The 24,156-nt window shown below is 71.1% G+C and carries 19 protein-coding genes; 9 read left to right on the forward strand and 10 right to left on the reverse strand.

What is annotated here, in order from left to right; genetic code table 11:
- Nucleotides 1–206: 206 nt before the first annotated feature.
- The 5 genes from AB0I43_RS07855 to AB0I43_RS07875 all read left to right on the forward strand — a co-directional run bounded on the left by AB0I43_RS07855 (nucleotide 207) and on the right by AB0I43_RS07875 (nucleotide 6,212).
- Nucleotides 207–989 (forward strand): SDR family oxidoreductase, encoded by a 783-nt coding sequence (locus AB0I43_RS07855; RefSeq protein WP_356972106.1) that lies wholly within the window; start codon nucleotides 207–209, stop codon nucleotides 987–989.
- A 120-nt stretch (nucleotides 990–1,109) separates the two neighbouring features.
- Nucleotides 1,110–2,201, forward strand: coding sequence for a hypothetical protein (locus AB0I43_RS07860; RefSeq protein WP_357431579.1), 1,092 nt, complete (start codon nucleotides 1,110–1,112; stop codon nucleotides 2,199–2,201).
- Complete coding sequence (locus tag AB0I43_RS07865) at nucleotides 2,188–3,720, forward strand: hypothetical protein (RefSeq protein WP_356972108.1); 1,533 nt, start codon at nucleotides 2,188–2,190, stop codon at nucleotides 3,718–3,720. The genes AB0I43_RS07860 and AB0I43_RS07865 overlap by 14 nt, the downstream gene beginning before the upstream one ends.
- Nucleotides 3,721–3,955: 235 nt before the next feature.
- Nucleotides 3,956–5,782 (forward strand): phosphoenolpyruvate carboxykinase (GTP), encoded by a 1,827-nt coding sequence (locus AB0I43_RS07870; protein WP_356972109.1) that lies wholly within the window; start codon nucleotides 3,956–3,958, stop codon nucleotides 5,780–5,782.
- A 238-nt stretch (nucleotides 5,783–6,020) separates the two neighbouring features.
- Nucleotides 6,021–6,212: a hypothetical protein gene (locus AB0I43_RS07875; RefSeq protein ID WP_356972110.1), complete on the forward strand. Its 192-nt coding sequence runs from the start codon at nucleotides 6,021–6,023 to the stop codon at nucleotides 6,210–6,212.
- Here the strand turns inward: AB0I43_RS07875 and AB0I43_RS07880 are convergent, their stop codons facing one another.
- Nucleotides 6,213–7,658, reverse strand: coding sequence for an aldehyde dehydrogenase (locus tag AB0I43_RS07880; protein ID WP_356972111.1), 1,446 nt, complete (start codon nucleotides 7,656–7,658; stop codon nucleotides 6,213–6,215).
- A gap of 239 nt (nucleotides 7,659–7,897) precedes the next feature.
- Between AB0I43_RS07880 and AB0I43_RS07885 the strand changes: the two genes are divergently transcribed.
- The gene (locus tag AB0I43_RS07885) at nucleotides 7,898–8,203 is read left to right on the forward strand and encodes a hypothetical protein (RefSeq protein WP_356972112.1); all 306 of its coding nucleotides are present in this window, start codon (nucleotides 7,898–7,900) and stop codon (nucleotides 8,201–8,203) included.
- A gap of 4 nt (nucleotides 8,204–8,207) precedes the next feature.
- Here the strand turns inward: AB0I43_RS07885 and AB0I43_RS07890 are convergent, their stop codons facing one another.
- Nucleotides 8,208–8,972, reverse strand: a complete 765-nt coding sequence (locus AB0I43_RS07890) for a class I SAM-dependent methyltransferase (protein WP_356972272.1) — start codon at nucleotides 8,970–8,972, stop codon at nucleotides 8,208–8,210.
- Nucleotides 8,973–9,106: 134 nt separating this feature from the next.
- A complete protein-coding gene (locus AB0I43_RS07895; protein ID WP_356972113.1) occupies nucleotides 9,107–9,253 on the reverse strand; it encodes a hypothetical protein in 147 nt (48 codons plus the stop codon).
- Between the two features lie 265 nt (nucleotides 9,254–9,518).
- Between AB0I43_RS07895 and AB0I43_RS07900 the strand changes: the two genes are divergently transcribed.
- Nucleotides 9,519–10,694 (forward strand): glycosyltransferase family 4 protein, encoded by a 1,176-nt coding sequence (locus AB0I43_RS07900; RefSeq protein ID WP_356972114.1) that lies wholly within the window; start codon nucleotides 9,519–9,521, stop codon nucleotides 10,692–10,694.
- 191 nt (nucleotides 10,695–10,885) lie between these two features.
- Here AB0I43_RS07900 and AB0I43_RS07905 read toward each other — a convergent pair whose 3' ends face one another.
- The 3 genes from AB0I43_RS07905 to AB0I43_RS07915 form a co-directional block, all read right to left on the reverse strand.
- Nucleotides 10,886–12,799 carry a hypothetical protein gene (locus AB0I43_RS07905; RefSeq protein ID WP_356972273.1) on the reverse strand — a complete coding sequence of 638 codons (1,914 nt, stop codon included), beginning with the start codon at nucleotides 12,797–12,799 and terminating at the stop codon, nucleotides 10,886–10,888.
- A gap of 104 nt (nucleotides 12,800–12,903) precedes the next feature.
- Entirely contained in the window at nucleotides 12,904–13,446 is a 543-nt protein-coding gene (locus AB0I43_RS07910; protein WP_356972115.1) for a hypothetical protein, read from the reverse strand.
- Between the two features lie 43 nt (nucleotides 13,447–13,489).
- Entirely contained in the window at nucleotides 13,490–14,041 is a 552-nt protein-coding gene (locus tag AB0I43_RS07915; protein WP_356972116.1) for a 1,4-alpha-glucan branching protein, read from the reverse strand.
- 147 nt (nucleotides 14,042–14,188) lie between these two features.
- Between AB0I43_RS07915 and AB0I43_RS07920 the strand changes: the two genes are divergently transcribed.
- Nucleotides 14,189–15,652, forward strand: coding sequence for a polysaccharide biosynthesis protein (locus AB0I43_RS07920; RefSeq protein WP_356972117.1), 1,464 nt, complete (start codon nucleotides 14,189–14,191; stop codon nucleotides 15,650–15,652).
- A 361-nt stretch (nucleotides 15,653–16,013) separates the two neighbouring features.
- Here AB0I43_RS07920 and AB0I43_RS07925 read toward each other — a convergent pair whose 3' ends face one another.
- Together AB0I43_RS07925 and AB0I43_RS07930 are read right to left on the reverse strand one after the other, a co-directional pair.
- A complete protein-coding gene (locus AB0I43_RS07925; RefSeq protein ID WP_356972118.1) occupies nucleotides 16,014–16,949 on the reverse strand; it encodes an FAD-dependent oxidoreductase in 936 nt (311 codons plus the stop codon).
- 97 nt (nucleotides 16,950–17,046) lie between these two features.
- Nucleotides 17,047–18,156: a DUF3068 domain-containing protein gene (locus AB0I43_RS07930; RefSeq protein ID WP_356972119.1), complete on the reverse strand. Its 1,110-nt coding sequence runs from the start codon at nucleotides 18,154–18,156 to the stop codon at nucleotides 17,047–17,049.
- Between the two features lie 204 nt (nucleotides 18,157–18,360).
- Here AB0I43_RS07930 and AB0I43_RS07935 point away from each other — a divergent pair, with 204 nt between their 5' ends.
- Nucleotides 18,361–19,539, forward strand: coding sequence for an acyltransferase (locus tag AB0I43_RS07935; protein ID WP_356972120.1), 1,179 nt, complete (start codon nucleotides 18,361–18,363; stop codon nucleotides 19,537–19,539).
- Between the two features lie 6 nt (nucleotides 19,540–19,545).
- On the opposite strand, the gene AB0I43_RS07940 is transcribed toward AB0I43_RS07935, so the two are convergent.
- Both AB0I43_RS07940 and AB0I43_RS07945 read right to left on the reverse strand, forming a co-directional pair.
- Complete coding sequence (locus tag AB0I43_RS07940) at nucleotides 19,546–23,760, reverse strand: alpha-(1->3)-arabinofuranosyltransferase family protein (protein ID WP_356972121.1); 4,215 nt, start codon at nucleotides 23,758–23,760, stop codon at nucleotides 19,546–19,548.
- 133 nt (nucleotides 23,761–23,893) lie between these two features.
- Nucleotides 23,894–24,061 (reverse strand): DUF2613 domain-containing protein, encoded by a 168-nt coding sequence (locus tag AB0I43_RS07945; RefSeq protein ID WP_356972122.1) that lies wholly within the window; start codon nucleotides 24,059–24,061, stop codon nucleotides 23,894–23,896.
- Between the last annotated feature and the right edge of the window lie 95 nt (nucleotides 24,062–24,156).

Here is a 24,156-nt window from a genome sequence, read left to right on the forward strand (position 1 = left end):
CCCCTCCCGCCCACCCCGGTGGGTGGACTCCTCGGTATATCGGCACAGCTTCGATGTCCGTTCCGCGGATCGGCAGGAATTGTGCATATATTTCGAAAATTGCTGCTGCGCACCGTCACTCATGCTGATCTCCTTGGAGGGTAAGGGAGTGCGAGGTGCCTGTGAACCCTGGTTATAGGACCGGGGCCCGGCACTAGACTGCGGCCATGAACTCACCGACGGTGTTCATCACCGGTGCGGCCGCGGGCATCGGCCGGGCCACCGCACTGCTTTTCGCTGCGCAGGGCTATCGGGTCGGCGCCTACGACATCGACGAACTCGGCCTCTCCCGCCTCGCCGCGGACATCACCGCGGCCGGCGGCACCGTGCAGACCGGCGTCCTGGATGTGACGAAGGACACGCAGTGGTCCGAGCGTCTCGCCGAATTCCACGCCGCCACCGGGCGGCTCGACATCCTGATCAACAACGCGGGCATCCTGCGCTCGGGTGCCTTCGAGGACATCGAGATCGCCGTGCACCGCGCCATCATCGAGGTCAACGTGGTCGGACTGCTGGCGGGCACGCACGCCGCGTTCCCCTACCTACGCGACACTCCCGGCGCGCAGGTGGTCAACCTGTGCTCGGGCTCGGCGATCTACGGCCAGCCCGATCTGGCCAGCTACGGCGCCTCCAAGTCCGCGGTGAAAAGCCTCACCGAGGCGCTGGACCTGGAGTGGGAGCGCCACGACATCCGGGTGATCGCGGTCTGGCCGATGTTCGTGGCCACCGGCATGGTCGAGGGGATGGACATCGGCACCACGCAGTCGATGGGCGTCCACCTCACCGCCGCCGACGTGGCCACCGGCATCTGGAACGCGGTCCGCAAGCGGAGCCGGTTGCCCAAGGTGCACTACGAGATCGGCGCGCAGGCCAGGCTGCTGGTCGCCGCGGGCAAGATCGCCCCGGCCTGGGCCACCCGCATGACCAACAAATACCTCGCCAAACGCTGAACCGAAGGACGTGGTCGGCGCGTGCGCCGGGGCCGCGTCTGACAGAATTGCGCAGCGAGAAGGGGGTATGGAGCCTTGCCGACAGCTACCGAATTCAATGGGCAACCGCGGGAGCGTGGAGTGCCGACCCGGGAACAGGATCAGCTGGATCAGCTGCTCGTCCAATTGCAGTCGTCCGGGGCGGATCCCCAGATCGGCTATCGCGCGGGGGTGGCGGTGAATTCCTGGCGGCGGCCGCCGCGCATCCAGGTCACCGGGCGCGCGCACACCGGCCGCACCACGGTGCTGCACGCGCTGGCGCTGATGTCGGCCGCGGAGACCGGCCCGGTGGACGAGCCGGGGCAGCCCGATCCGGTGATCGACGCCGATCTCGTGGTCTACGTGCTGTCCGGCTCGCCGCTGCCCGCCGACCGCCGGATCCTGGACGACCTGCCGCGCGAACGCACGGTGGTGGTGCTGAACAAGGCCGACGCCATCGGCACCCGCTGGGCCGACGCGGTGATCGCCGCCGATCAGTACAGCCGGGAACTGGGGGTCGTGGTGCTGCCCGTGGTCGCCTCGCTGGCGGTGCGCACCCGCGCCGGCGCGGTGACCGACGAAGAGATGGCGACGCTGCGCCGGTTGGCCGAGACGGGTGATCCGTCGCTGACGCTGTCCTCGGACCTGTTCACCTCGCCCACTCTCGGCCCGGATGTCGCCGAACGCGAACAGCTGCTGGAGCGCTGGGATTTCTACGGCCTCACCTGCGCGCTGAGCGCGCTGCGCCGCGAACCGGGCCTGTCCGGGCACCAGGTGGTGCAGATCCTGCACGCGGTCAGCGGCGTCGACCCGCTGCACCGGCTGCTGCACCGTCGCTACGAGCAGGTCACCGCGCTGCGCGGCGGCGAACTGCTCGACGATCTCGCGCGCCTGGCGGCCCGCGCCGTGCCGGGCGTGCACGGGCGCGCCCGCGACCTGATCGAGGGCTACCTCGACAGCGACGACGCGATGTGGACGGCGCTGTGCGCGGGCGTGGCCCACCCGGCCGTCGCCCATCTCGCGGCCGGCTACCCCTCGCCCGCCCCCGACCACGCCGACGACGCGCTGCACCGCGCCGCGCGCTGGCGCGCGGTGGTCTCCAGCGACATGTCCCCGCCGGCTCGCCGGGCGGCGTTGCGCGTGCACAACGGGTACGTCCGGCTATGGGAGCGAATGAGCAGTGCCGGACTCTGACGGGCCGGATCCGGAGCAGCGGGCGCCGGAGCCCGCCGCGCCGCTGCCGCCCGAGCTCGAGAAGGTGGTGTCGCGCTGGAATCCGCAGGGCGCCGCGCTGCTGACCGCGATGCGCGGCGGCGCCGGGGCCGCGACGGTCACCCTGATCGGTCCCGACGACGCCAACACCACGCTGCTGCGCACCGAACTGGCCCGCTTCGAACCGCACATCGATCTCACCGACCCGATGCCCGATCCCGGTGCGGCGGTGGAGCACACCTCCCCGGCGGGCGCGGCGCCCAATCTGACCGCGCTGGTGCTGCTGGACGCGGGCAACACCCTCGGCACCGGCACCCTGGAGCTGCTGCGCCGCCTGCGCGCCGACGACATCCGGATCCTGCTGGCCATGAACGCCATCCACGCCTACGGCGACTGGCGTTCGGTGCGCGAGCACAACCTCGAGCTGCTCGCCGCGCACGGCTACGGCGACCTCGACATCCTGCCCGTGTCTGCGAAACTCGCGGCGGCCGCGCGCGGCGGCAACGACGCCAGCCTGCTGGACCGCTCCGGGCTGACGGCCCTGCACGCCGAATTGACCGCCGCCTCCGCGGGCGGCCCGAGTGACGGCCGCTTCGCCGCCGTCACCGCGCGCGTCCTCGGTGAAACCCGCAGGCGCATCGTCGAACAGGTCGAGAAGCTGCGCGCCGCCACCGAGGTGGATCGCTGGCGTGAGGAGCGCGCGACGCTGCTGGCCGGGCGCGACGGCGGCCGCGCGAGCGTGATGGCGGCGCTGCGCGGTCAGCTGCACCTGGCCCGGGTCGATCTCATGACCGAGGTCGGCTCCCAGGTCCGTTCACTGCACGTCACCGCGCGCGCCGAGCTGGATCGGCTGCGCCCCAAGCAGCTGGGCGGGTACCCGGAGCGGTTGCAGCAGTCGGTGCTCGAGCTGACCGGTGGCCTGGATCAGCAGATCGATCGCCGGCTGCTCACCCTGGTCGGCCGGCTGGACGGGGCGACCGGATTGCCGCACCGGCGGCGCGATCCGGCCCCGCGGGTCGGGCCGGACCCCGAACCCCGGCACCGAGGTGTCGAAGATCACTTGATGGTCGCCCTGGGCGCCTCGGCGGGCGTGGGTCTGGGCCGGCTGCTGGTAGCTCCGCTGGCCCTGGTGCCGGCGCTGGATTTCGCGAGCATTCCGGTAACGCTGCTGCTCGGCGGGCTGGTCGCCTGGTGGGTGGTGCGGGCCCGCCGCCAGGTCGCCGACCGGGCGCACGTGCGGCAGTGGGTGGCCGACGCCCTGGTCAACGTCAAGGCGCAGCTGGAGCAGCGGGTCGCCACCGCCCTGGTGGAGTCGGAGACCGAACTGGCCGACCAGATGGTGCGTGCCAGTGCCGCTCGAATCCTGGAAACCGACCGTAGAGTGGCGGATTTGGAGTCCCGGATCCGCCGCGCGGCCGCCGAGCAGCCGGGGCAACTCGCCGCGTGCAAACGCGATGTCGACACTCTGGATCAGCACCTTCGCCCTTTTGATCCGGCCTAAGAGTGGGTAATAGAACACCACCCGATTCCGTACTGGTCGTCATATCGCGTTAACCTCTAAGCAGGAACCTGGGCGTCCGCTTCGTCCTTGTACGCCGCTCAGCCAGGGCGCGCTTTACGACTGGTCGTAGCGGGAGCCTTCACCGCCAATGGTGGCGCTTGGTGTGTTCGCGCTGGTCAAGGGCCTAGGCCGGGGCGGCGGCACACCGTAGACCGCCCATTTCAGGAGAGTTTTCATGACCTCAGCGACCATTCCTGGTCTGTCCGACGGCAACGCGCCCACCGCGCACCGCGAACTGCTCGCCTGGGTACAGGAAGTCGCAGAACTCACTCAGCCCGAGCGAGTGGTCTGGGCGGACGGTTCCGACGAGGAGTGGGATCGACTAACTGCTCAACTCGTCGCGGCCGGCACTTTCAAGAAGCTGGACGAGAAGAAGAAGCCGAATTCGTTCCTGGCGCTCTCCGATCCCTCCGATGTGGCGCGTGTGGAGTCCCGCACCTACATCTGTTCCAAGACCGAGGCCGACGCCGGCCCCACCAACAACTGGGTCGATCCCGCCGAGATGCGGGCCACCATGACCGAGCTGTACAAGGGCTCGATGAAGGGCCGCACCATGTACGTGGTGCCGTTCTGCATGGGCCCGCTCGGCGCGGAGGACCCGAAGCTCGGCGTGGAGATCACCGATTCCGAGTACGTCGTGGTCTCGATGCGCGTGATGACCCGCATGGGCGCCGCCGCGCTGGAGAAATTAGGCACCGATCGCCCGTTCGTGAAGGCGCTGCACTCCGTGGGCGCGCCGCTGGCCGAGGGCCAGGCCGACGTACCGTGGCCGTGCAACGACACCAAGTACATCACCCACTTCCCGGAGGATCGCGAGATCTGGTCCTACGGTTCCGGTTACGGCGGCAACGCGCTGCTCGGCAAGAAGTGCTACTCGCTGCGCATCGCCTCGGCGATGGCGCACGACGAGGGCTGGCTGGCCGAGCACATGCTCATCCTCAAGCTGATCTCGCCGGAGAACAAGGCCTACTACATCGCGGCGGCGTTCCCGTCGGCCTGCGGTAAGACCAACCTCGCGATGCTGCAGCCGACGGTTCCCGGCTGGCGCGCGGAGACCCTGGGCGACGACATCGCCTGGATGCGGTTCGGCAAGGACGGGCGCCTGTACGCGGTCAACCCGGAGTTCGGCTTCTTCGGCGTCGCGCCGGGCACCAACCACTCCTCGAACCCGAACGCGATGGCCACCATCGACGCGGGCAACACCGTCTACACCAATGTCGCGCTGACCGACAACGGCGATGTCTGGTGGGAGGGCCTGGAGGGCGAGCCCGATCACCTGATCGACTGGAAGGGCAACGACTGGTACCTGCGCGAAACCGAAACCCTCGCCGCGCACCCGAACTCGCGCTACTGCACCCCGATGTCGCAGTGCCCGACGCTGGCCCCGGAGTGGGATGATCCGCAGGGCGTGCCGATCTCGGCGATCCTGTTCGGCGGTCGCCGCAAGACCACCATCCCGCTGGTGACCGAGTCCTTCGACTGGGAGCACGGCGTGTTCATGGGCGCCACCATGTCCTCGGAGCAGACGGCCGCGGCCGAGGGCAAGGTCGGCACCGTGCGCCGCGACCCGATGGCCATGCTGCCGTTCCTGGGCTACCACGTCGGCGATTACATGAACCACTGGATCTCGCTCGGCAAGAACGCCGACGCGAACAAGCTGCCGAAGATCTTCTACGTGAACTGGTTCCGCCGCGGTGGCGACGGCCGCTTCCTGTGGCCCGGATTCGGTGAGAACTCCCGCGTGCTGGAGTGGATCGTCGGCCGCATCGACGGCTCGGCCGAGGGTGCGCCGACCGCCATCGGCACCGTGCCGCACGCCGCCAACCTCGACCTGGAGGGCCTGGATGTCGATCCGGCCGACGTCGACGAGGCGCTCGCGGTGAACGTCGAGGAATGGCGCAAGGAAATCCCGATGATCGAGGAGTGGTTCGAGTTCGTCGGCGACAAGCTGCCCTCGGGCGTGCGCGACCAGTTCGAGGCGCTCAAGGAGCGTCTGGGCTGATCTTCGCCTGAAACGCCGACCGCCCGCACCGTTTCCGAACGGGGCGGGCGGTTTTTGTTGCCGGCCAACGGCATTGCCCGGGAAAAATCCGGCCCGGACCGGGGCGGATTGCCCGATGGACGAGGTTTGCGGGACCGTGTCCTATGCTGGCGCCGACCAGTCGACGATGACTGTCCAGTCCGGATGCTGAAGATTAGCTATCGGGCCTGAACTGCTTCAGAAAAGAGGTGGTTTGCGCATGACCGATCTGGAGTTCGGCGGACCGCGGATTCCGATGGTGACCGGGCTGGAACTCGCGGGAACGAGCACGCCGCTACGCCGGGCGGCGGGCCGGCTCGAGGCGGTGCTGCCGCCCGGGTGGCGCGTCGAGGTCGTCGACGCGCCCGCCCCGGACGGTCAGCCCGTCCTGCGCGTGGTGATGCCGGGCTAGCTAGCCGGTCCAGCCGAGGGGCATCAGCAGCGACTTCTGCTCGCAGAACGCGTCGATGCCCTCCGGCCCGTTCTCCCGGCCGAGGCCGGAATTCTTGTAGCCGCCGAAGGGCGAGCTCGGGTCGAAGGCGTACCAGTTGATCGCGTAGGTGCCGGTGCGCACCTTGGCGGCGATCTCGGCGCCGTGCTCGATGTCGGTGGTCCACACCGAGCCCGCCAGGCCGTACTGCGAATCGTTGGCGATCGCGACGGCCTCCTCCTCGGTGTCGTACGGAATCACCGCCAGCACCGGGCCGAAGATCTCCTCCTGCGCGATCGTGGACTTGTTGTCCACGTCGGCGAAGATCGTCGGTTCCACGAACCAGCCGCGCTCGACGCCCTCGGGCCGGCCGCCGCCGAGCACCAGGCGCGCGCCCTCGGCCTTGCCCTTGGCGATGTAGCCCTCGACGCGGTCGCGCTGGGTCTCCGAGATCAGCGGGCCCAGGGTCACGCTCGGGTCCGCGGGGTCGCCCATCTTCATCGTCTGCACGTGCTCGACGAGCGCGGTCAGGATCTCGTCGTAGCGGCTGCGCGGGGCCAGGATCCGGGTCTGGGCGACGCAGCCCTGGCCGGAGTTCATCAGGCCCGAGAAGGCCAGCTGCGGGATGGCCGCCGCGAGATCGGCGTCCTCCAGAATGATCGCCGCGGATTTGCCACCGAGTTCCAGCGACACCGTCTTCAGTTGCCCGGTCGCGATTGCTCCGATTTTGCGGCCGACCGCGGTGCTGCCGGTGAAGGTCACCTTGTCGACATCCGGGTGCGAGACCAGGTACTCCGCCACCTCGGCCTCGGCGGGCAGCACCGAGAGCACGCCCTCGGGCAGGCCGGCGTCGGTGAAGATGTCGGCGACCATGTTGGCGGTGATCGGCGTCAGGGGCGCGGGCTTGAGTACCACGGTGCACCCCGCGAGCAGCGCCGGGGCGAGCTTGTTGACGGCCAGGAACAGCGGGACATTCCACGCGGTGACCGCGGCGACGACGCCGCGCGGCTCGCGCGTGACCCGGGTGGTGCCGAACATGCCGGTGCGAGTTTCGCTCCAGGGGAACGACTTCGCGAGTCCGGCGTAGGTATCCAGGGCGGCGGTCGCCGGAATCTGGTTGAGCATCTGGGCGAACAGTTGCGGTGCGCCCATCTCCGCGGTGAGCGCGGCCACCAGTTCGGCCGAGCGCTCCTCGATGAGCCGGGCGGCGCGGGTGAGAACCTGTGCGCGTTCCTCCGGCGGGGTCTGGGGCCAGGGGCCGGAATCGAAGGCGTGCCGGGCGGCGGCAACCGCGGCGTCGACGTCGGCGCGTTCGACGACCGGGACGCTGCCCACCGGCTCCACCGTGGCCGGCGAGATGACCTGAAGGCGCTCGGAGCTGGCGGGCGCGGTCCATTTGCCGCCGATGAACAAGCTGTCGTAATGCATGAGAACACGTTACAGTTTGAGCCCCCCGCTTGTCTGTAACATGTTCCAGTTTTCTTGTCCGCCCGCGACCGGTCCGCGCGGCCGGAAAGCGCCGGTCCGGACGCTGAGCTGCGTGAATTCCAACCTGTCGGTTCGCTTCTCGGAGAACGCACTATTGCGTTCTGTTGTTGGAGGGAGGATGCTGATAGCTACTGATCAGCTCGCTCGATTCTCGGAACCGAATGCAGGGGAGACGAGTTATGGCGGTGCAAGTTGTCGACCGGTCGGTGATGACCAGCGACCAGACGGAGCATCAAGCTAGAAGCGTGGGCAGCGGCGGCTGGGTGGTCTCTTTCTTACCGGGCCGCACTCTGACGATCGAGCAGGCCACGGCCGCAATGCAACTCGCGGAATTCACCGCGACGGTCGGTCCGCTGGCGGATCTGGTCGGGCTCACCACACTCGAGTCGGTCGGGCTGGCGATGCAGGAATCGCCCTGGCGCGAAACGCTTTCCGGCAACGCCTGCGCCAGACGCAGCTGGCGCCGCGGCTGGCTGGAGAAATAGGGAGCTACTTCGTCGCCACCACGACGAGATTGCTCACCAATAACTCCCGGATCAGTGGCACGCGCACCAGCCACCAGGCCCACCTCGGGTGATAGCGCGGGAAAAGGACGCGGACATCGGCGGAAGTGTCCGCGGCCCACCGCAATCCGTCGGCCGCGCGGACGGCGAACAAGGATTTCCCGAAGCGGTTCTTCGGCTCCCGGCCCTGTTTCCGGCGGTACCGGCGGGCGGCGTATTCGCCGCCGAGGTAATGCCAGGGTCCGGTCTCGTGGCCGCCGAACGGGCCGTGCCACACGGTATAGGAGAGCACGATCAGGCCGCCGGGCCTGGTCACCCGCACCATCTCGTCGGCCATCAGCCACGGGTCCGGGACGTGCTCGGCGACATTCGAGGAGAAGCAGATATCCACGGCGTCGTCGCGGAACGGCAGTGCCATGCCGGATCCGCGCACCGCGCCCGCGATCGACAGTCCGGCGGCGTGCATTTCCGAGGGGTCCGGTTCGACGGGGATATACCGCGCACCGGTGCGCGCGAATTCGTCGGCGAAATAGCCGGGGCCGCCGCCCACGTCCAGGACGACGGCGCCGGTGAGATCGCGGCCGGTGAGGTCGCGGTAGAAATCGGCGAGCATCGCGGCGCTGTCGGTGGCGATGCCGCCGTAGAACAGGGCCGGGTCGGTCTGCTCGAACCGGAAGCTGGTGAGCAGTCGCCAGGATCGGCGCAGGGTCGCCCGTCGCGCGAACCGGGAGGAAGGGCGCCACCCGGGCAGCGGGCTCGTCGCTGCGGCGGGCGTGAGGTCAGCTCTCGGCACGACGGGGAGTCTCGCATAACCGGCGGCGGCCACCGGCGACCCGGGGCGGTGGAGCGGGCCCGGCCGCCGCGCGCGACCGGGCCCGCGGGCGATCAGCCGACGCCGCTGCTGGCGCCGCTGCCGGTGGACGTGGACGACGTGATGAGGGCGAGGATGATGCCCAGCAGGCCGTCCATGTCGCCGCCCACACCGCTGCCGGTGCCGGTGTTGCCGCCGGTTCTGGTCTGTACTGCCTTCATTGTTTCCTCCTCATCGGTGTCGAGTTCGGTACCCGACCAAAGCCCGCCGAGTTCGGCGGGTGGCGGGAGGTTATCGAAGTCGCACTGTGAAATGTCGCTGTTTCAACAAATTCGCCGTGACGCATTCGCGCCATTGTTTTCCCCGACAGAGCAGGTGGGAGGGTTGCGGGACGGATGCGCCGCGTTATGGTGTAGCGCGATATCGTGATCGTGATCCCCGGCCGTGTGCGCGGCCTGCACCCTGACGACCGAGAGAAGCTCCACCGTGCGCGAAGTCCTCCTGCTCTGCTGGCGTGACACCGGGCACCCGCAGGGCGGCGGCAGCGAGCGGTACCTGGAGCAGGTCGGCGCCCAGCTCGCGGCGCGCGGCGTCAAAGTCCACCTGCGCACCGCCCGCTACCCCGGCGCGGCCAAGCGTGAACGCGTCGACGGCATCGACATCAGCCGCGCGGGCGGGCGCTACACCGTCTATCCGCGCGCTCTCGCCGCGATCGCCCTCGGCCGGATCGGCCTCGGCCCGCTGCGCGGGGTGCGGCCCGACGCGGTGATCGACACCCAGAACGGCATCCCCTTCTTCGCGGCCGTCGCCGCCGACGCGCCCTCCGTCGTGCTGGTGCACCACGGGCACCGCGAGCAGTGGCCGGTCGCCGGGCGCCTGGTCGGGCGGATCGGCTGGTGGATCGAATCCCGGCTGTCCCCGCGCGTGCACCGCGGCAACCAGTACCTGACCGTCTCGCTGCCCTCGGCCGAGGAACTCGCCACGCTCGGCGTGCAGCGCGAACGCATCGCGGTGGTGCGCAACGGCGCCGAACCGGTCCCCGTCGGCGCGCCCACCGGCGCTGCGCAGACACGGACCCCGCAGCCGCGGGTGGTCGTGCTGTCCCGGCTGGTTCCGCACAAGCAGATCGAAGACGCGCTGCAAGCCGTCGCCCGGCTGCGCGGGCGCATCCCGGGCCTGCACCTGGACGTCATCGGCGGCGGCTGGTGGGCCGAGAACCTGGCGGCCGACGCCGCCGCGCTCGGCATCGCCGACGCCGTCACCTTCCACGGACACGTCGACGAGCGGCGCAAACATGAACTGCTCGCCCACGCCTGGGTGCACGTGCTGCCCTCGCGCAAGGAGGGCTGGGGGCTGGCCGTCATCGAAGCCGCCCAGCACGGCGTGCCCACCGTCGGCTACCGCAGCTCCCGCGGCCTGACCGATTCCATCGTCGACGGGGTCACCGGGCTGCTCGTGGACGACGTCGCGCACCTGACCGACGCGGTCGGCGAGCTGCTCGAGGACGCGGAGGGCCGCACCGTGATGGGCGAGAAGGCACGCGCCCGGGCTCGCGAATTCTCCTGGGAGCAAACCGGAAACGGCGTCTACGAGGTGCTGGCGGCTGCCGCGCGGGGCGAACAGGTTTCCGGCCTGGTCGCTGCGCCCGAGTCGCAGCTCTGAGACGGTCGCAGGGCGACCCGAGTTGCCGAACCGGGGTCGCAGGCCGACCCGAGTTGCCGAACCAGGGGCGCAGGCCAACCTGAGCTGCGGCCGAATCGTACGGAACGTAGGCCGACTCGACGCACAGCTCTGAAACGGTGAGGGGCGCAGCCTGATTCAGGCGACCGCACAGGTTCCGGATGCCGCGGCGTTCAGGCGGCCGTAGGCCGTGTGGCCGGGCGAGTCGCGGCGAGCAGCCCGCCGCCGATCAGCAGCAGCGCCCACACCAGGTGCGCGGCACCGGCGAGCAGGCGATGGCCCGGCTCGGATTCGGAGATTCGGACGCCCGGAACGCGGAACAGCGCGAGTTGCTCGTCGGAGTACACGGGTTCCAGCCCTGCGAGGGTCTGCTGCGCGGCCCCGAGCGGTCCCGGCGTGCTGCGCTCGACCACGACCCAGCCGACGCCCAGTTCGGCCAGTCCGCGCGGTGAACCGCCTTGCAGCAGCAGGGTTTCCACCTGCTGAGCGCGCCGGCCCTCGCCCGCCACGACCGCACCGCGCACCGGCAGCGCACCGGTCTGCAGGACATCGTTCGGGAGCAGGCGCGGTGCGGGATCGAGCACGGGCGCTTTCCCGCTGTACGGGAACTTCCGGAACATGCCGCCCGGCAGCACGGCCACGTCACCGGGACCATCGATCCCCGCGACGACCTGTGCCCAGCCGCCCGGATAGTGCACCGGCCGCAGCGCGCCGCCGACGCCCCAGGCCAGGTCGAACAGCGGCAGCAGCAACAGGGCCACGAACAGCGCCGCGACCAGCCCGGTTCCCGGCCGAGCGTGGCCGCCGACCATGTTTTCCACAGGTTGGGATTGATCCACAGTCATCCCGGGCCTGTGCACAGTTGTGGACGATCCGGCATCACCCGTTTCCGGCCGACCCTCGGCCACTGGGGAATTCCCCACTGGAGGCGGTGCGGACTCCGTTGCGGCGCTGACGCCTTCGCCGCTGCGCAAGTCCGCTGCCGCGCCTTCTGCGGCGGTGCCGCCGGTTCCAGCATCGGCGACGGCCTGATCGCCTGAGCGGCTGACGTTTTCGCCGGATGCCTGGCCCGCGAATCGGACGGCGATCGCCTGACACCCCGCGGCGGCGCACAGTGCGTAGGCCGGCATCGCCAATGCCACGTACTTCTGGGTGTCGCGCAGGAGCCCGGCGCCGGGAACCTGCACCACCAGCCATTCCATGACCTCGCGGCCCCAAGGGGTCGCGGCCAGCGCGGGCAACAGCACGGCCGCGGCCGCGAGCCACAGCAGCGCACGCGGACCTCGCCTGGCGACAACACGGACGCCACTGGCGACGATCGCCAGCAACACGACGGTCCCGAGCAGAGCCAAAGGCGTTGTGCGGGAGTCGGGGACAGCGTCGGCGTTCCAGATGCCGCCCAGGCCCGCCAGGCTGCCGAGTGTGCCGAGACCGGGTTCGGCACGGGCGGCGAAGGCGGCGATGCCCGCCGGATCGGAGGGTTCGGCCCCCGCCCCGGAGAGCGCGGTCGCGGTGAGCCACGGGGCACTCGCCACGACGAGCAGCGCCAGGGTGCCGGGTATCCGGCGCGGGCCGACCAGCACCAGCGCGGTCACCCCGGCCAGGATCGCGCCGGTCGGCGTCAGTCCCGCGGCGGCGAAACACGCTGCCAGCGCACCCCACAGCGGGCGGGTCTTCGTGGTGCGGCGCAGGCGGTGCGCGGCGAGCGCGGTCCAGGGGAGGGCTGCGTACCAGGTGAGCAGGCTCCAATGGCCTTGCAGCAGCCGCTCGGCGACGTAGGGATTCCACAGGGCCACGGTGGTGGCGACCAGCTGCGGGCCGAGTCCGGCGCGCAATACTTCGCGCGCCAGCACGGCCGCGCCGTACCCCGCCGCCCACAGCGCGAGCAGCAGAATCGCCTTGACCAGCACTCCGCCGTCGACGATCGGAGAGAGAGCCGCGAGCAGCGCGTCCTGCGGCACCGCTCGGGGCGCGGCGTCGCCGAGGCCGAGCGCGGAATCGGTCGGGTACGACCGCGGCGTGCTGACCGCGTCCCGCAGCAGCAGGTAGCCGGGCCCGAGTAGCGGTCCGGCGATGAGCGCCGTCAACCCGGCGCTGTAGCCGGCCGGAACGAGTCCGCGCCATCCGCTCCTGTCACCCACGGCTCGCACCCTACGTGCCCACGGTGCCGCCGCGACCCGGTGGGATTCGGTCAGCGCGTCAGGCCGGCCAGGAAGGCGTCGGCGTCCCGGTGCGAGCGCAGCCGGACGAAAACGATGTGCCGGTAGGCCGGGTCGGACTGGGCGTTCGCGTAGCGGGCGCGGTTCCTGGCGTGGGTGGTCCAGGCCCATCGGATGATCGAGCGCTCGGGGTCGCGCGCGAACAGGTCGAGCGGCCGTTCCCGGTTGCCGTTCCAGAGTTCGCGGGCGGTCACCGCGCGCAGGAGGGTGCGCTTGGTGATCTGGAACATGACCCGGGGGCGGGGGAGATCGAACCAGACGACGGTGTCGGCCTGCCGCCAGACCAGGTCACCGAGTTTGCCGTGGTAGTTGCCGTCGACGACCCAGGCGGGGCGGGCGAGTTGCGCGGTGACCGCGGCACGGAATTCCTCGCGCGGCATCGGCGTCCAGTTCGCCTGATGGTGGATGGCGTCGAGTTCGATGTGCGCGATGCCGAGCCGGCGCGCGATCTTGCCGGCCAGGGTGCTCTTGCCCGAGCCCGAGGTGCCCACGACGGCGATACGGCGGTTGGTCACCCGCGCATTCTTCCCGCGGGGCGGCCTCGGGCGCGATCGATTTTCAGGCCAGCGCTTCCAGGACCACCCCGCGCGGGCTGCCGTCGGCCTGCCACGGCGCGCTGGCGTGCCCAAGGGCCTCGGCCGCCGCCTCGGGTGCCGGCACGCGCGTGATCCGGAGTGTGAACGGCTCTGCGACGGGCGTGACCTCGACCGTCGGGTCGGGGGCGTCGCTGTCGTTCTGCGCCTGTGCGTGCGTCCGGCCCGCGAGCAGCGCCGCGGCCTGGGCGGTCAGCACCGGATCGGCGGTGCCGTCGTAGATCCAGCGAGTACCGAGCACGCCGTGCTCGGAGGTGCCGATCAGGGCGGCGCCGAGTTCGGCCACCGGAGCGCCGCGATAGGCCATGGGGACGTGATAGGCCACCGGCGGTCGCACGGACTCGTCGACGACGATCATGAACTCCAAACCGACCTCGCCCGCCGGATCGTCGAGCCGGAACCCGCCGGCCTTGCGCAGCACCGGCGCCGTACCGCCGAACCACTCCTGCCGCGGCAACCACGCGGTGAGCAGCTCGAGTTTGGTGGGTTCCATCGTGGTGTTGTGAACGACAGCCATGCGCCGACCCTAGGCGTTCCGCCGGGAAAAGCGACCGCCCGGTGGGCTGGCGTGCGGCGCCGGGGTGGTGAGGTGCGACGATGGGGTGTGCCCGCAGTTCGTCGTCTCCCAGTTGTCGCGGATCTGACGTTGGTGACGGCGGGCGCGATGACCGCGAACGTCGCGGGCTACCTGCTGCAGGTGCTGGCCAGCCGCTGGCTGGGCGTGGCCGGGTTCAGCGAGTTCGCCAGCCTGCTGGCGGTGCAGCTGCTGTGCGCGGTGCCCGCGCTGGCCCTGCAGAACGTGGTCGCCCGGGAACTGGTGCGCGGTGCGAGCGTGCGCACCCTGCGCGGCCTGCAATGGCGCTGCGCGGTGATCGTGGCGGCTTTGGCGGCGCTGCTGGTCCCCCTGGTGACACTCGCCCTCGACGTGGACGTCCGCGCCTGCGCCGCCGCCCTCGGCGCGGCCCCCGCCCTCGTGCTGCTCTCCGGCGAGCAGGGAATCCTGCAGGGCAGCAACCGCTTCCGGCAACTCGCCGTCGTCCTCGGCTGCGCCGGCGTCGCCCGCGTCGCCCCCGCCCTGATCGTCCTGATCCTCGGCGGCGGCACCGCGGCCGCCCTCCTCGCCGCCGCCCTCGGCCTGGCCGCCGCAGCCGCCCTCGCCCGCCGGATCGCGGGCGCACCCGATCGCTCGGCCACCGCCACGGTGAACGGATTGCCGAACGAGTCGGCGAAGGTCGAGGCCGGATCGGCTGTGCCGACCGGGTCGGTGCCCGCCGCGCCGCAGGTCGAGCACGTGCCGGTCGGGCCCGAGGTGGCTGCGCCGACTGGCTCTGCGGCCGGTGCGGCGCAGGTCGGGCACGTGCCGGTTGAGCCCGGGGCGGAGGTGCCGAGTCAGTCGGCAACTAGTGTCCCGCAGGTCGGGCAGGCGCCGGTTGAGCCCGGGGCGGCTGTGCCGAGTGAGCCCGTGGCCGGTGTGTCGAAGGGGCCGGCTGGTAAGAGTTTGCGGGAGCGCACCGCGGGGGTGCTGCCGGTGTTGCGGGCGGCGCAGGTGCAGGCGGCGCTGATGGCATTGTCGTCGGCCGACCTGATCGTGGTGCGCATGGTGCTCGGGGACACCGATGACGCCAGCCGGTACGCCCTGGGCACTGTCGCCGCGAAGATCGCGTTCTGGCTGCCGCAGGCGGTGGGTGTCGTGCTCTATCCGCGGATGGCGCAGCCCACCCAGTCGGCGCGCGCGATCCGCGACGCGCTCGCTGTGCTGTCGGGCATCGGCATCGTGGCGGTGCTCGGCGCGGCCGCCGCAGCGCCGCTGGCTCCGCTGTTCGCGGGCTCGGACTACGCGCCGATCCAGGGCCTGCTCTGGCTGTTCGCCCTGCACGGTGCGATTCTCGCGGTGCTGCAAGGCGCGGTCCTGTCGGCGATCGCCTTGGACCGCACCGCCTTGGCGGCCCTGGCGTGGGTCGGCCTGATCGTCGAGGTGACGCTCACCCTGCTGTTCGCCCACTCGATCACCACCCTGATCACCCTGTGCGTCTGCGTCGCCGCCACCACCACGGCCGTCGTCGCGGCCATCGTCCTGCGCACCGCCGACCGCACCCGAGCCGCCGCCCGCCCGCACGCCGCTACCTGATGCGCCGCGCCCGCACGGGCTACCGCCCCGACGCCTGCGCCGCCGTATACGCGTACGCGAAATAGGTCGCCGCGTCGCGCCCGAATCGCGCACCGCCCTGCGCCCGTGCCGCCGTGCACGCGCACGCGATATTGGTTGCTGCCTCGCCCGAATCGCCTACCGCCCTGACGCCCGTGCCGCCGTGCCCGCGTCCGCGAAATTGGTTGCCGCGTCGTGCCCGAATCGCCTACCACCCTGACGCCCGTGCCGCCGTGCCCGCGTCCGCGCAATAGGTTGCCGCCTCCGCGCCCGGATCGGCCACCGTCCCGACGCCCGTGCCGCGGTATACGCGTCCGCGAAATAGGTTGTCGCGCCGGGCCGTTCAGAGCAGGTCGGCCGCGGCTTCCGCGCAACCCCAGGCCACGGTGACGCCCGCGCCGCCGTGGCCGTAGTTGTGTACCAGCAGCGCCCCGTCCAGTTGCTCGCGTTCGATCCGCACGGTCGGCCGCACCGGTCGCAGTCCGACCCGGTGCTCGAGCACTCGGGCCTCGGCCAGCGCCGGATGGACGCGCGCGCAGCGGGCGACGATGGCGCGCGCCGTCGCCGGATCCGGGATCAGATTCCAGGAGCCGGTTTGCGATGTGCCGCCGAGGATGACGTAACCCGGCCGAGGTAGCAGATAGGTGAGCTCGCCCGCCGCGCCGACGAACCAGTCGGTGACGCCGGGGTTCTCGACGACCACGAGCTGGCCGCGCACCGGCCGCACCGACAGATCCGGCACCAGGGTCCGCGCGCCGAGGCCGGTGCAGTTGACGATCGCCGGCGCCACCCGCGCGGCCGCGCCGAAACTCGCGACGGCGCGTTCCTCGATCCGCCCGCCGGCCGCGGCCAGCCGCCGGGCCAGATAGTCCAGGTGCGCCCGCATATCGAGCAGCGGCACGGTGGCGCGCAGACCCTGGGCGAAGCCGTCGGGCAGTTCGGCGGCGGTGGCTTCCCGCGCGTCGTCGAGCGCGGCGGTCCAGACCGGCATGAAGTCGACCGGCGTATCGGCCTGGATGCCCGGAACCAGACGCACCCCGGACGCGGGATCGTCGACGAGGCTTCGATATTCGCGCAGCGACCGCACCGCCCACCCGCCGACCAGTTCCGCCGGCTGCACGTGATACGGCCAGATCAGCGCGCCCGCCACCGCCGAAGTCGTCCACGCGGCAAGCTCTTTCGCCCACACCCGCACCCGCGCGCCCCGCTCCGCGAGGACGATCGCGGTGGTCAACCCGGTGACCCCGCCCCCCAGCACGACCACATCCGCGTCACTCATACCGAGAAACCTTAACAACGCACGAGAAGCCATGTGCGCAAATAAAATTCGGCCCCCCGGCGAAAGCCGGAGGGCCGAATTCGAGAACCTGACGGAGTCAGAGTTTCCGGGTGTCGATCACCTGGGTCGGCGAATCGTCACCGCGGACCGGGCCACCCGGCGCGAGCCGGTTGCCGGCGGCCGGAGCCGAACCGCCGCGGATGCCGATGAGCACGCCGACGATCAGCAGGATCGCACCGAGCACGCCCAGCACGATCGGCATGATCCGGCCGTACAGCGACAGCTTGTCGATGTTCTCCTTGGCGACCGCGATCTGCGACTCGATGGTGCCCTCGTCGAAGACGATGTTGGCCTTGAGGGCGGTCACCTCGGGCTTGTCGGCGGTGCGCGAGTAGTACATGTGGATCTGCTCGCCGCCCTTGATGACGGTGCCCGTCTCCGGCTCCACCCACACGTCGCGGGTGTTGGTGTAGTAGCGGGTCATGCTGACCGGGCCGTCGCCCTCGACGCCCCACTTGGCGGCCGGGAGCTCCAGCTTGTTGGTCGGCGCCTTGACGACGTCCCACATGCTGGTCGCCGGGATCGACTGCGTGAAGTGGTAGACCTTCATGTTGTTGATCTCGGTCTCTTCGACGAAGTTGATGTCGAAGGTCTTGCGGGCGTTGAGGTCGAAGTACGGGTACGTCTTCTTCTCGGTGCCGATCGGGAAGCGGTACTGCAGGCCGACGTGCTGCACCGGCTCGGCGACGCTCTTCATCTGCTTGTCGACGCCGACGGCGATGGAGCCGTTGGGCTCCTTGGCGACCGGCTCACCGGTGACGCGGTCGATGGTGACGCGGTCGATCGACGCGGTGAGCAGGCCGGTGTCGCCCTGCTTGTCGATGCGGCGCAGCGTCTGACCGGCCTGGACGGTCAGCTCGTCGGCGTCGGACGGCTCCTCGACGGTGAGGAAGCGCTGCGAGACCAGCGGCACGTTGCTGTCGACCTTGGCAGAACCTTCCGGCGAGGTGAGCGACTTGGAGTCGAGCACCTGGCTTTCGGAGCCGGGGGCATTCTTGGCGATGGTCGTGATCTCGAGATCGAGAGGAGTCTTCGCCAGTTTGCCGACGGTGTACGCCGGGATCATCAACGCCATCACGATGAGCAACGCGCCGAGACCCACGAGCAGGCAGGCCACCGTCCTTCTGGTTCCGGCACTCAGTGCCATGCAAACTCTCCTCGTCCTTAGAACACACAGGTCGTTCCGCGTACTGCGGGCAGCCCGCGGCACTCGTGAGCCCCGACACTAACAGGACTGAGCAGTAGCATGCCGTGCCGAGGCCGGTTTCCGACCAAAATCGCGCTGAGTGTAGCGCGAATAGTGAAACGATGGGTTCTCACCTGGGCAATCGATAGGGCAGACTGGAGCGCGATGACCGCCACCACACCTGTGTCCGCCGCCACGCCGCCTACTCCGGTCCGATCGCGGGGTTTCGTTCCCGCCCTCGAAGGCATGCGCGGTATGGCCGCCCTCGGCGTTCTGGTGACGCACGTGGCATTCCAGACCGGCGGCAGCGCGATGCCCGTTCTCGGCCGGGTGTGGGAACGATTCGACATGGCGGTCGCGGTCTTCTTCGCGCTGTCGGGTTTCCTGCTCTGGCGCCCGCACGCCGCGGCGGCCCGCGGGCTCGGCGCCGCGCCCGCGGTCGGCTACTACTTCCGTCATCGCGCGGCCCGGATCCTCCCCGCCTACTGGGCGGTGGTGATCGCGGTGCTGCTGCTGTTGCCGAGCGCGGCCGACACCGCGGGCTGGCGAGTGTGGTTCTCCAATCTCGCACTGCTGCAGGTGTTCATCCCGCTCACCCTCACCGACGGGCTGACCCAGATGTGGAGCCTTTCGGTGGAGGTGGCCTTCTATCTGGTGCTGCCGCTGCTGGCTTTCGCGCTGGCGCGGCTGCGCGGCGAACGCGCCCGGCTGCGGGTACCGGTGCTGGTGGCCGCCGGGCTGATCTGCCTGAGCTGGAACTTCATTCCGGTGCCGACCCCGGACGCGATCCACGCCGACAACTGGCTGCCCGCCTACCTGCCGTGGTTCGCCGCCGGCATGGTGCTGGCCGAACTGGTCGACGTGCGGCTCACCGCGGGCCCGGCCCGCTGGGTGCGGGTGCTGGGCAACCAGCCGCTGATGTGGGCCCTCGCCCTCCTGGCCTTCCTCTGCTCCACCACCGAACTCGCCGGCCCCGCCGGGCTGACCAGGGCCGAGCCCTGGCAGTACGCGACCAAGATGGCGCTCGGCCTGATCATCGGGTTCGCGCTGCTCGCCCCGCTGGTGCTCGGCGAACGTCGGCATCGCTGGCTGGAATCCCGGCCGGCCGCCACCATCGGCCGCTGGTCCTACGGCATCTTCCTCTGGCACCTCGCGGTGCTCACGGTGGTCTTCCCGGTCTTCGGCATCCTGCCCTTCCAGGGCGATTTCGCGTGGGTGCTGCTGCTGACCGTCGCGATCACGCTGCCGGTCGCGGCCGCGAGCTACGCGCTGATCGAAGAACCGGCGCGCCGCTTCGCGCGCAGCCGGGACCGTGCGAAAGGTGAAGCGCCCGCCTCGGTCTGATCGAGGCTAAGGCCGGTCCCGGGGGACGAGCGCCGCGATACCCACCGCGATCACCGCGATCAACGCGGGCAACTGCACCCACAGCGAGCCACCCATATAACCGCCCTGCGCCCGCCACGGTCCGGTGGACAGCGCCGCCGCGGACAGCGTCGTGCTCAGACCCGCCACCAGGGCGAGGTACTTCCCGGTCCGCTCGGCGGCGAAGCGCGCGGCCGCGACACCGGCCGCGGTGAGTACCGCGCCGACCGGTCCGGCGATGACGGTCGCGACCGCGCCGAGCCCGACGATCCCGGCCAGGCGATTACCCCAGGTCACCGGACTCGGATCGGTCGGTTCCGGGCTCCGGCGGCGGCGCGGGACGGCAAGCAGGGCAAGGGGAATCAACAGCAGCAGGCCACCGAAGATGCCGAGCCGGTACCAGCGATCAGCCGGGAACGAGACGGTGACCGGGCCCGCGTCCGGGGGCAGCAGCCACCCCTGCTGCCAGCCGTTGACGACGATCGGGGTGAGTGCGCGGCCGTCGGCGGTGTGCGCCTCCCAGCCGACGTTGGTGCTCAACGGCAGCACCAGCAATTGGTCCCGGGCGGCCGGGGCGCTCGCCTCGAAACCGGTGCGGCGCAGGATGAGCCGGTCCACCGAGAACAGCTCGGTCGGCCCGACCGAGACGTCGGCGCGGCCGGTGGACAGGGGAAGATCCCCGGTTGCCTCCTCGGCGCAGACCCGCGCGGGAACCGGTGCGCCGGACAGCAATTCCGCCGCCGTCGCGGTGACCTCGGTGCGCACGACGCGCCCGTCCACATTGACGGTCGGGCCCAGTGCGCACGGAATGGTGAGCTGCCGCTCCGGGGGAGCGGGCGCGGGATAGCCGGGGCCGAGCACCTCCACCTCGGCCAGGCCCGGCGGCTGGGTCTGCGCGAAACCGAGCGCGGTCTTGTCCAGCACCGGCTGCCAGGACTGGATGCTGATCTCGATCTTGTCCGTCACCCGCGGGTGCAGTTCGATCCGGGACGCCACGCCGGGCGCGGCGTCGGCGTCCAGGGCGCGGACCTGCGGCCCGTCCCCGAGATTCACCGCGACCTCGGTGGGCGCGGCGGGCAGGCCGCCCAGCGACGGCGTGAGATCGAGCCCGGTCACCAGGGCCGGCTGCGGCAGTTCGATGGTGAAGGTCGGCTTGGGGCCCAGGATGTCGCGGATCGAATCCTCCGGCGCGGTCCAGCTGGTGCGCACGTCGCCGTCGGTGGCGGCGAACGCCGCGCCGCGCAGGTCGCCGACGTCGGCCTGACCGCGCGCCACCGGCCGGTCCGGGTCGGTGAGCAGCGCCGCCAGCGCCGGGCCCTGCCGGGTGCGCACGGTCAGCTCCGGCGCGACCGACATCGGCTCCGGCACCTGCACGGTCCGCTGGAAGGTGCCGGGCTCCTCGGGCGCCAGACCCAGGCTGCGGCTGCACCGCACCCGGTCGGGGCCGTCGAAACAGGCGCTGCGGCCGGGGAATTCCTGGCCCAGATCCCAGCCGAGCACCGGCGTGCCGCTCGCCAGCGGCGGCAGCACCGTCCGGTGCCGGATATCCACCGGTACCGGCGTCTCGCGCACGCTGTAGTCGTCGAGAGTCAGGTCGCTGATGCCGAATTGGCCGCCGCCGGTGCCGTTCTCGGTGCGGATGGCGGTGATGGTGAGCCAGGTGGTGCGGCCCGCGGGCAGCGAGAGCGATACCGGCTCACCGGGTTCGCCGATCCGGGTGGAGACGCTGCCGTTGTCGGTGCGCACCTCCACCCATTTGACCGGGGTGCCGATGGCGGCGGGGCTGGTGGCCAGGGTCAGCAGCCCGGCCGACTTGATCGGCTGGTCCAGATCCAGGCGCAACCACTGGCCGATCGCGCTGTCGATGCCGCTGCTGATCCAGGAGGTCGCCGGGTCGCCGTCCACGACGGCCGCCGTGGAACTGCCCGGCGCCGCACCGCCGAGCTGGGTGGCGTCGGCCGCGGAACTGGAGGCGGTGATCGTGGCCCCGGACCATTCGCCGCGCACCAGCTCCGCACCGGGCACCGGATAGTCGGGCACGAGATTGTGGGTGCGGCGCGGATCGTCGGGCGCGCGCAGCGCGGAGTTGTGGTTGTCCACCTTGCCGAAGTCGGTCTCCCGATCCATCGGGGTGTCGGTGACCGTCAGCGGCGCGGGCGGCAGCCCGGCGCGCGCCGCGTCGGCGGCGAGCAGGGCGGGCGCGCCGGTGGCGCCGGAGCGGCGCAGCCGTTCCAGGACCTCGGGTCCGCCCTGCACCCGCGGCACCTCGCTCAGCCCCACGGTGTACGCGCCGGGGAACGCACTCGGCGCGCCGGTGCCGCTGCGGACCTGCGCGGGAGTTCCGGGCGGGGGCGTCTGGACCCGGTAGATCTCGACCGCCGGATAGGCGGGCCGCAGGTCGCCGTCGGCGACCAGGCCCTCGGCGATCACCGACACCTCGATGGGCGGGCCGAATTCGGCCACCTTGGTCAGGCCCGGCGAGCCCTCGATCGCGCGGTGCGCCAGCAGCGGACGGGTCGACCGCGAGGTCTCCGGATCGAGATCGTTGCGCAGCACCACGACCCCGATGCCCTGGTCGGCCAGCGTCGCCGCCAGCCCGGCCGAGGGCCGGCCGTCGGCGATCAGGCGCTGCACCGAGTCCATCGCGCGGATGGTGCCGGGCGGGTTCAACGGCACCGAATCCCGGATCGCCCACGGCGTGCTCGCCAGCGCCTGCAACGGTTCGTCGCGGGTCAGGCCCCACACCTGGCTGCCGAAGGGCGCACCCGGGACCACCAGCGCGCGGGTGTCGGCGGCGTTGCCGGACAACCAGTCCGCGGTCTGCTGCCAGTAGGCGGGCACGCGATCGTAGGCGCCGCGCGGCGCCAGCTTGCCGGTCCAGGCCAGCGAGGTCGACAGCGCCAGCGCGGTCAGGATGAGCGCGGCCACCGCGACCCGGCGATCCCGTTCGGGGTGGGCGAACGCGCTGCGCCACACCCGCAGCGGGGACGACGCGGGCAGCGGGATCCGGGCCAGCAGATGCGCCAGGCCCAGCACCAGCGGTAAGCGGATCAGCGGTTCGAGCTTGTGCACGTTGCGCAGCGGAGCACCGCCGGAGTCCAGGAAGACCCGCACCGATTCCGCGAACGGCCCGCTGAGTTCGCCGACGAAACCCGCGCAGATACCCGCCAATCCGACCAGCAGGATCAGCGTGAGCCGGCCCCGGTACGGCATCGTCCGCAGCGCCAGCCCGGCCATGCCCGCCGCGGCGAGCAGCCCGGTGGCCAGGACGGCGGCGGGCTGGGTGACCAGCACCGCGCCCGCGATGCGTTCCGGCGAGACGAACGGCGTCCAGCTGTCGGTGCCGCGCAGCACCTCGCCCAGCGACGCCCACTGCGTCGTCACGCCGGAGGATTCGATGTAGTCCAGGAACGGCGGCGAAACCTTGCCGAGCAGCAGCAGCGGCACCGCCCACCAGAACGTCGCCAGCACCAGCAGCGGCACCCAGGCCAGCGTGAATCGCCACCAGCGTTTGTTCGGCCGGTAGGCGCCCCACCACAGCAGCGCGGGCAGGAACGCGGCGACGGTGGCGACGGCGTTGACCGAGCCCATCAGCGCCAGCGCCAGCGCGCTGCCCGCCGGACTGCGCGCCCCGCCCAGTTTCCGGTTCCGGTAGGCGGTGCCCAGCGCGGCGGGCGCGAGCAGCACCCACGGCGCGAGCATCATCGGCAGCGTCTCGGAGGAGATCGAGCCGAGCGTGGTCAGGACCCGCGGCGAGAGCGCGAACGCGGTGGCCGCGAGCACCCGCGAGCCGCGGCTGCCGATGCCCAGCGTCTCGCAGAGCCGGACGATGCCCCAGAACCCGGCGAGCAGCAGCAGCGCCCACCAGATCCGCTGGGTCGCCCACGCGGGCAGGCCGAGCGCGTGCCCGGCGGAGAAGAACGCGCCGTGCGGGAAGAAGTAGCCGTAGGCCTGGTTCTGCACCTGGCCCATCGGGGCTTGACTGCTCCACAGATGGGCGGCGCGCTCCAGGAACCCGAACGGGTTCTGGGCCAGGTCGTATTTGGTGTCGGCGACGGTGCTGCCGGGGGCCTGCGCGAAGGTGAGCAGGAACGCCACGACGACGGTTCCGGCGAACCAGCGGGTGCCCAGGGGCGCGGCGTCGGGCGCACCCGGCGCCGCGCTGTCGACCCGGGTCGGATCGGCGGGAGGCGCGGAGGTCACTGGCATACGAGGTCAGGCCCGGGGCAGCGGTGCGGCGTGCGCACGCGTGGCCCCGGGCCTGCCGGGTCAGCTACGGGCATGCGGGGTCAGGCCTGCGCGGCGGAGCCGCGAGCATGCCGGGTGGGAAACGAGGTCAGCGTGCGCCGTACTCAACGTTGTTGAGCAGCGAGGAGTCCGGGTCGCCCTTGTCCAGCTCGGGGCGGGTGTTCTGCTGCACCGCCGCGGTGATCGCGAACACGGCGATCACGCCCAACACGGCGCCGGCGACCGCACTCGCAACCCCAGGAACAGCAAACTTCATCGCGGCACTCCAATACATTGATGCAGGCACATTCCGGAGCAACTTAGCAGTAGTCCAGGTCACTTCCTACCCTCAGGCCGCGGACCCGCCGTTCG

It is taken from the genome of Nocardia sp. NPDC050435 (assembly GCF_040655395.1).
Lineage (GTDB): Bacteria > Actinomycetota > Actinomycetes > Mycobacteriales > Mycobacteriaceae > Nocardia.

Excerpts from the sequence above, each read along its gene's own strand:
- AB0I43_RS07855 (WP_356972106.1), top strand. The coding sequence starts at position 207 with ATGAACTCACCGACGGTGTTCATCACCGGTGCGGCCGCGGGCATCGGC.
- AB0I43_RS07870 (WP_356972109.1), top strand. The coding sequence starts at position 3,956 with ATGACCTCAGCGACCATTCCTGGTCTGTCCGACGGCAACGCGCCCACC.
- AB0I43_RS07875 (WP_356972110.1), top strand. The coding sequence starts at position 6,021 with ATGACCGATCTGGAGTTCGGCGGACCGCGGATTCCGATGGTGACCGGG.
- AB0I43_RS07880 (WP_356972111.1), bottom strand. The coding sequence starts at position 7,658 with ATGCATTACGACAGCTTGTTCATCGGCGGCAAATGGACCGCGCCCGCC.
- AB0I43_RS07885 (WP_356972112.1), top strand. The coding sequence starts at position 7,898 with ATGGCGGTGCAAGTTGTCGACCGGTCGGTGATGACCAGCGACCAGACG.
- AB0I43_RS07895 (WP_356972113.1), bottom strand. The coding sequence starts at position 9,253 with ATGAAGGCAGTACAGACCAGAACCGGCGGCAACACCGGCACCGGCAGC.
- AB0I43_RS07915 (WP_356972116.1), bottom strand. The coding sequence starts at position 14,041 with ATGGCTGTCGTTCACAACACCACGATGGAACCCACCAAACTCGAGCTG.
- AB0I43_RS07920 (WP_356972117.1), top strand. The coding sequence starts at position 14,189 with ATGACCGCGAACGTCGCGGGCTACCTGCTGCAGGTGCTGGCCAGCCGC.
- AB0I43_RS07925 (WP_356972118.1), bottom strand. The coding sequence starts at position 16,949 with ATGAGTGACGCGGATGTGGTCGTGCTGGGGGGCGGGGTCACCGGGTTG.
- AB0I43_RS07930 (WP_356972119.1), bottom strand. The coding sequence starts at position 18,156 with ATGGCACTGAGTGCCGGAACCAGAAGGACGGTGGCCTGCCTGCTCGTG.
- AB0I43_RS07935 (WP_356972120.1), top strand. The coding sequence starts at position 18,361 with ATGACCGCCACCACACCTGTGTCCGCCGCCACGCCGCCTACTCCGGTC.
- AB0I43_RS07945 (WP_356972122.1), bottom strand. The coding sequence starts at position 24,061 with ATGAAGTTTGCTGTTCCTGGGGTTGCGAGTGCGGTCGCCGGCGCCGTG.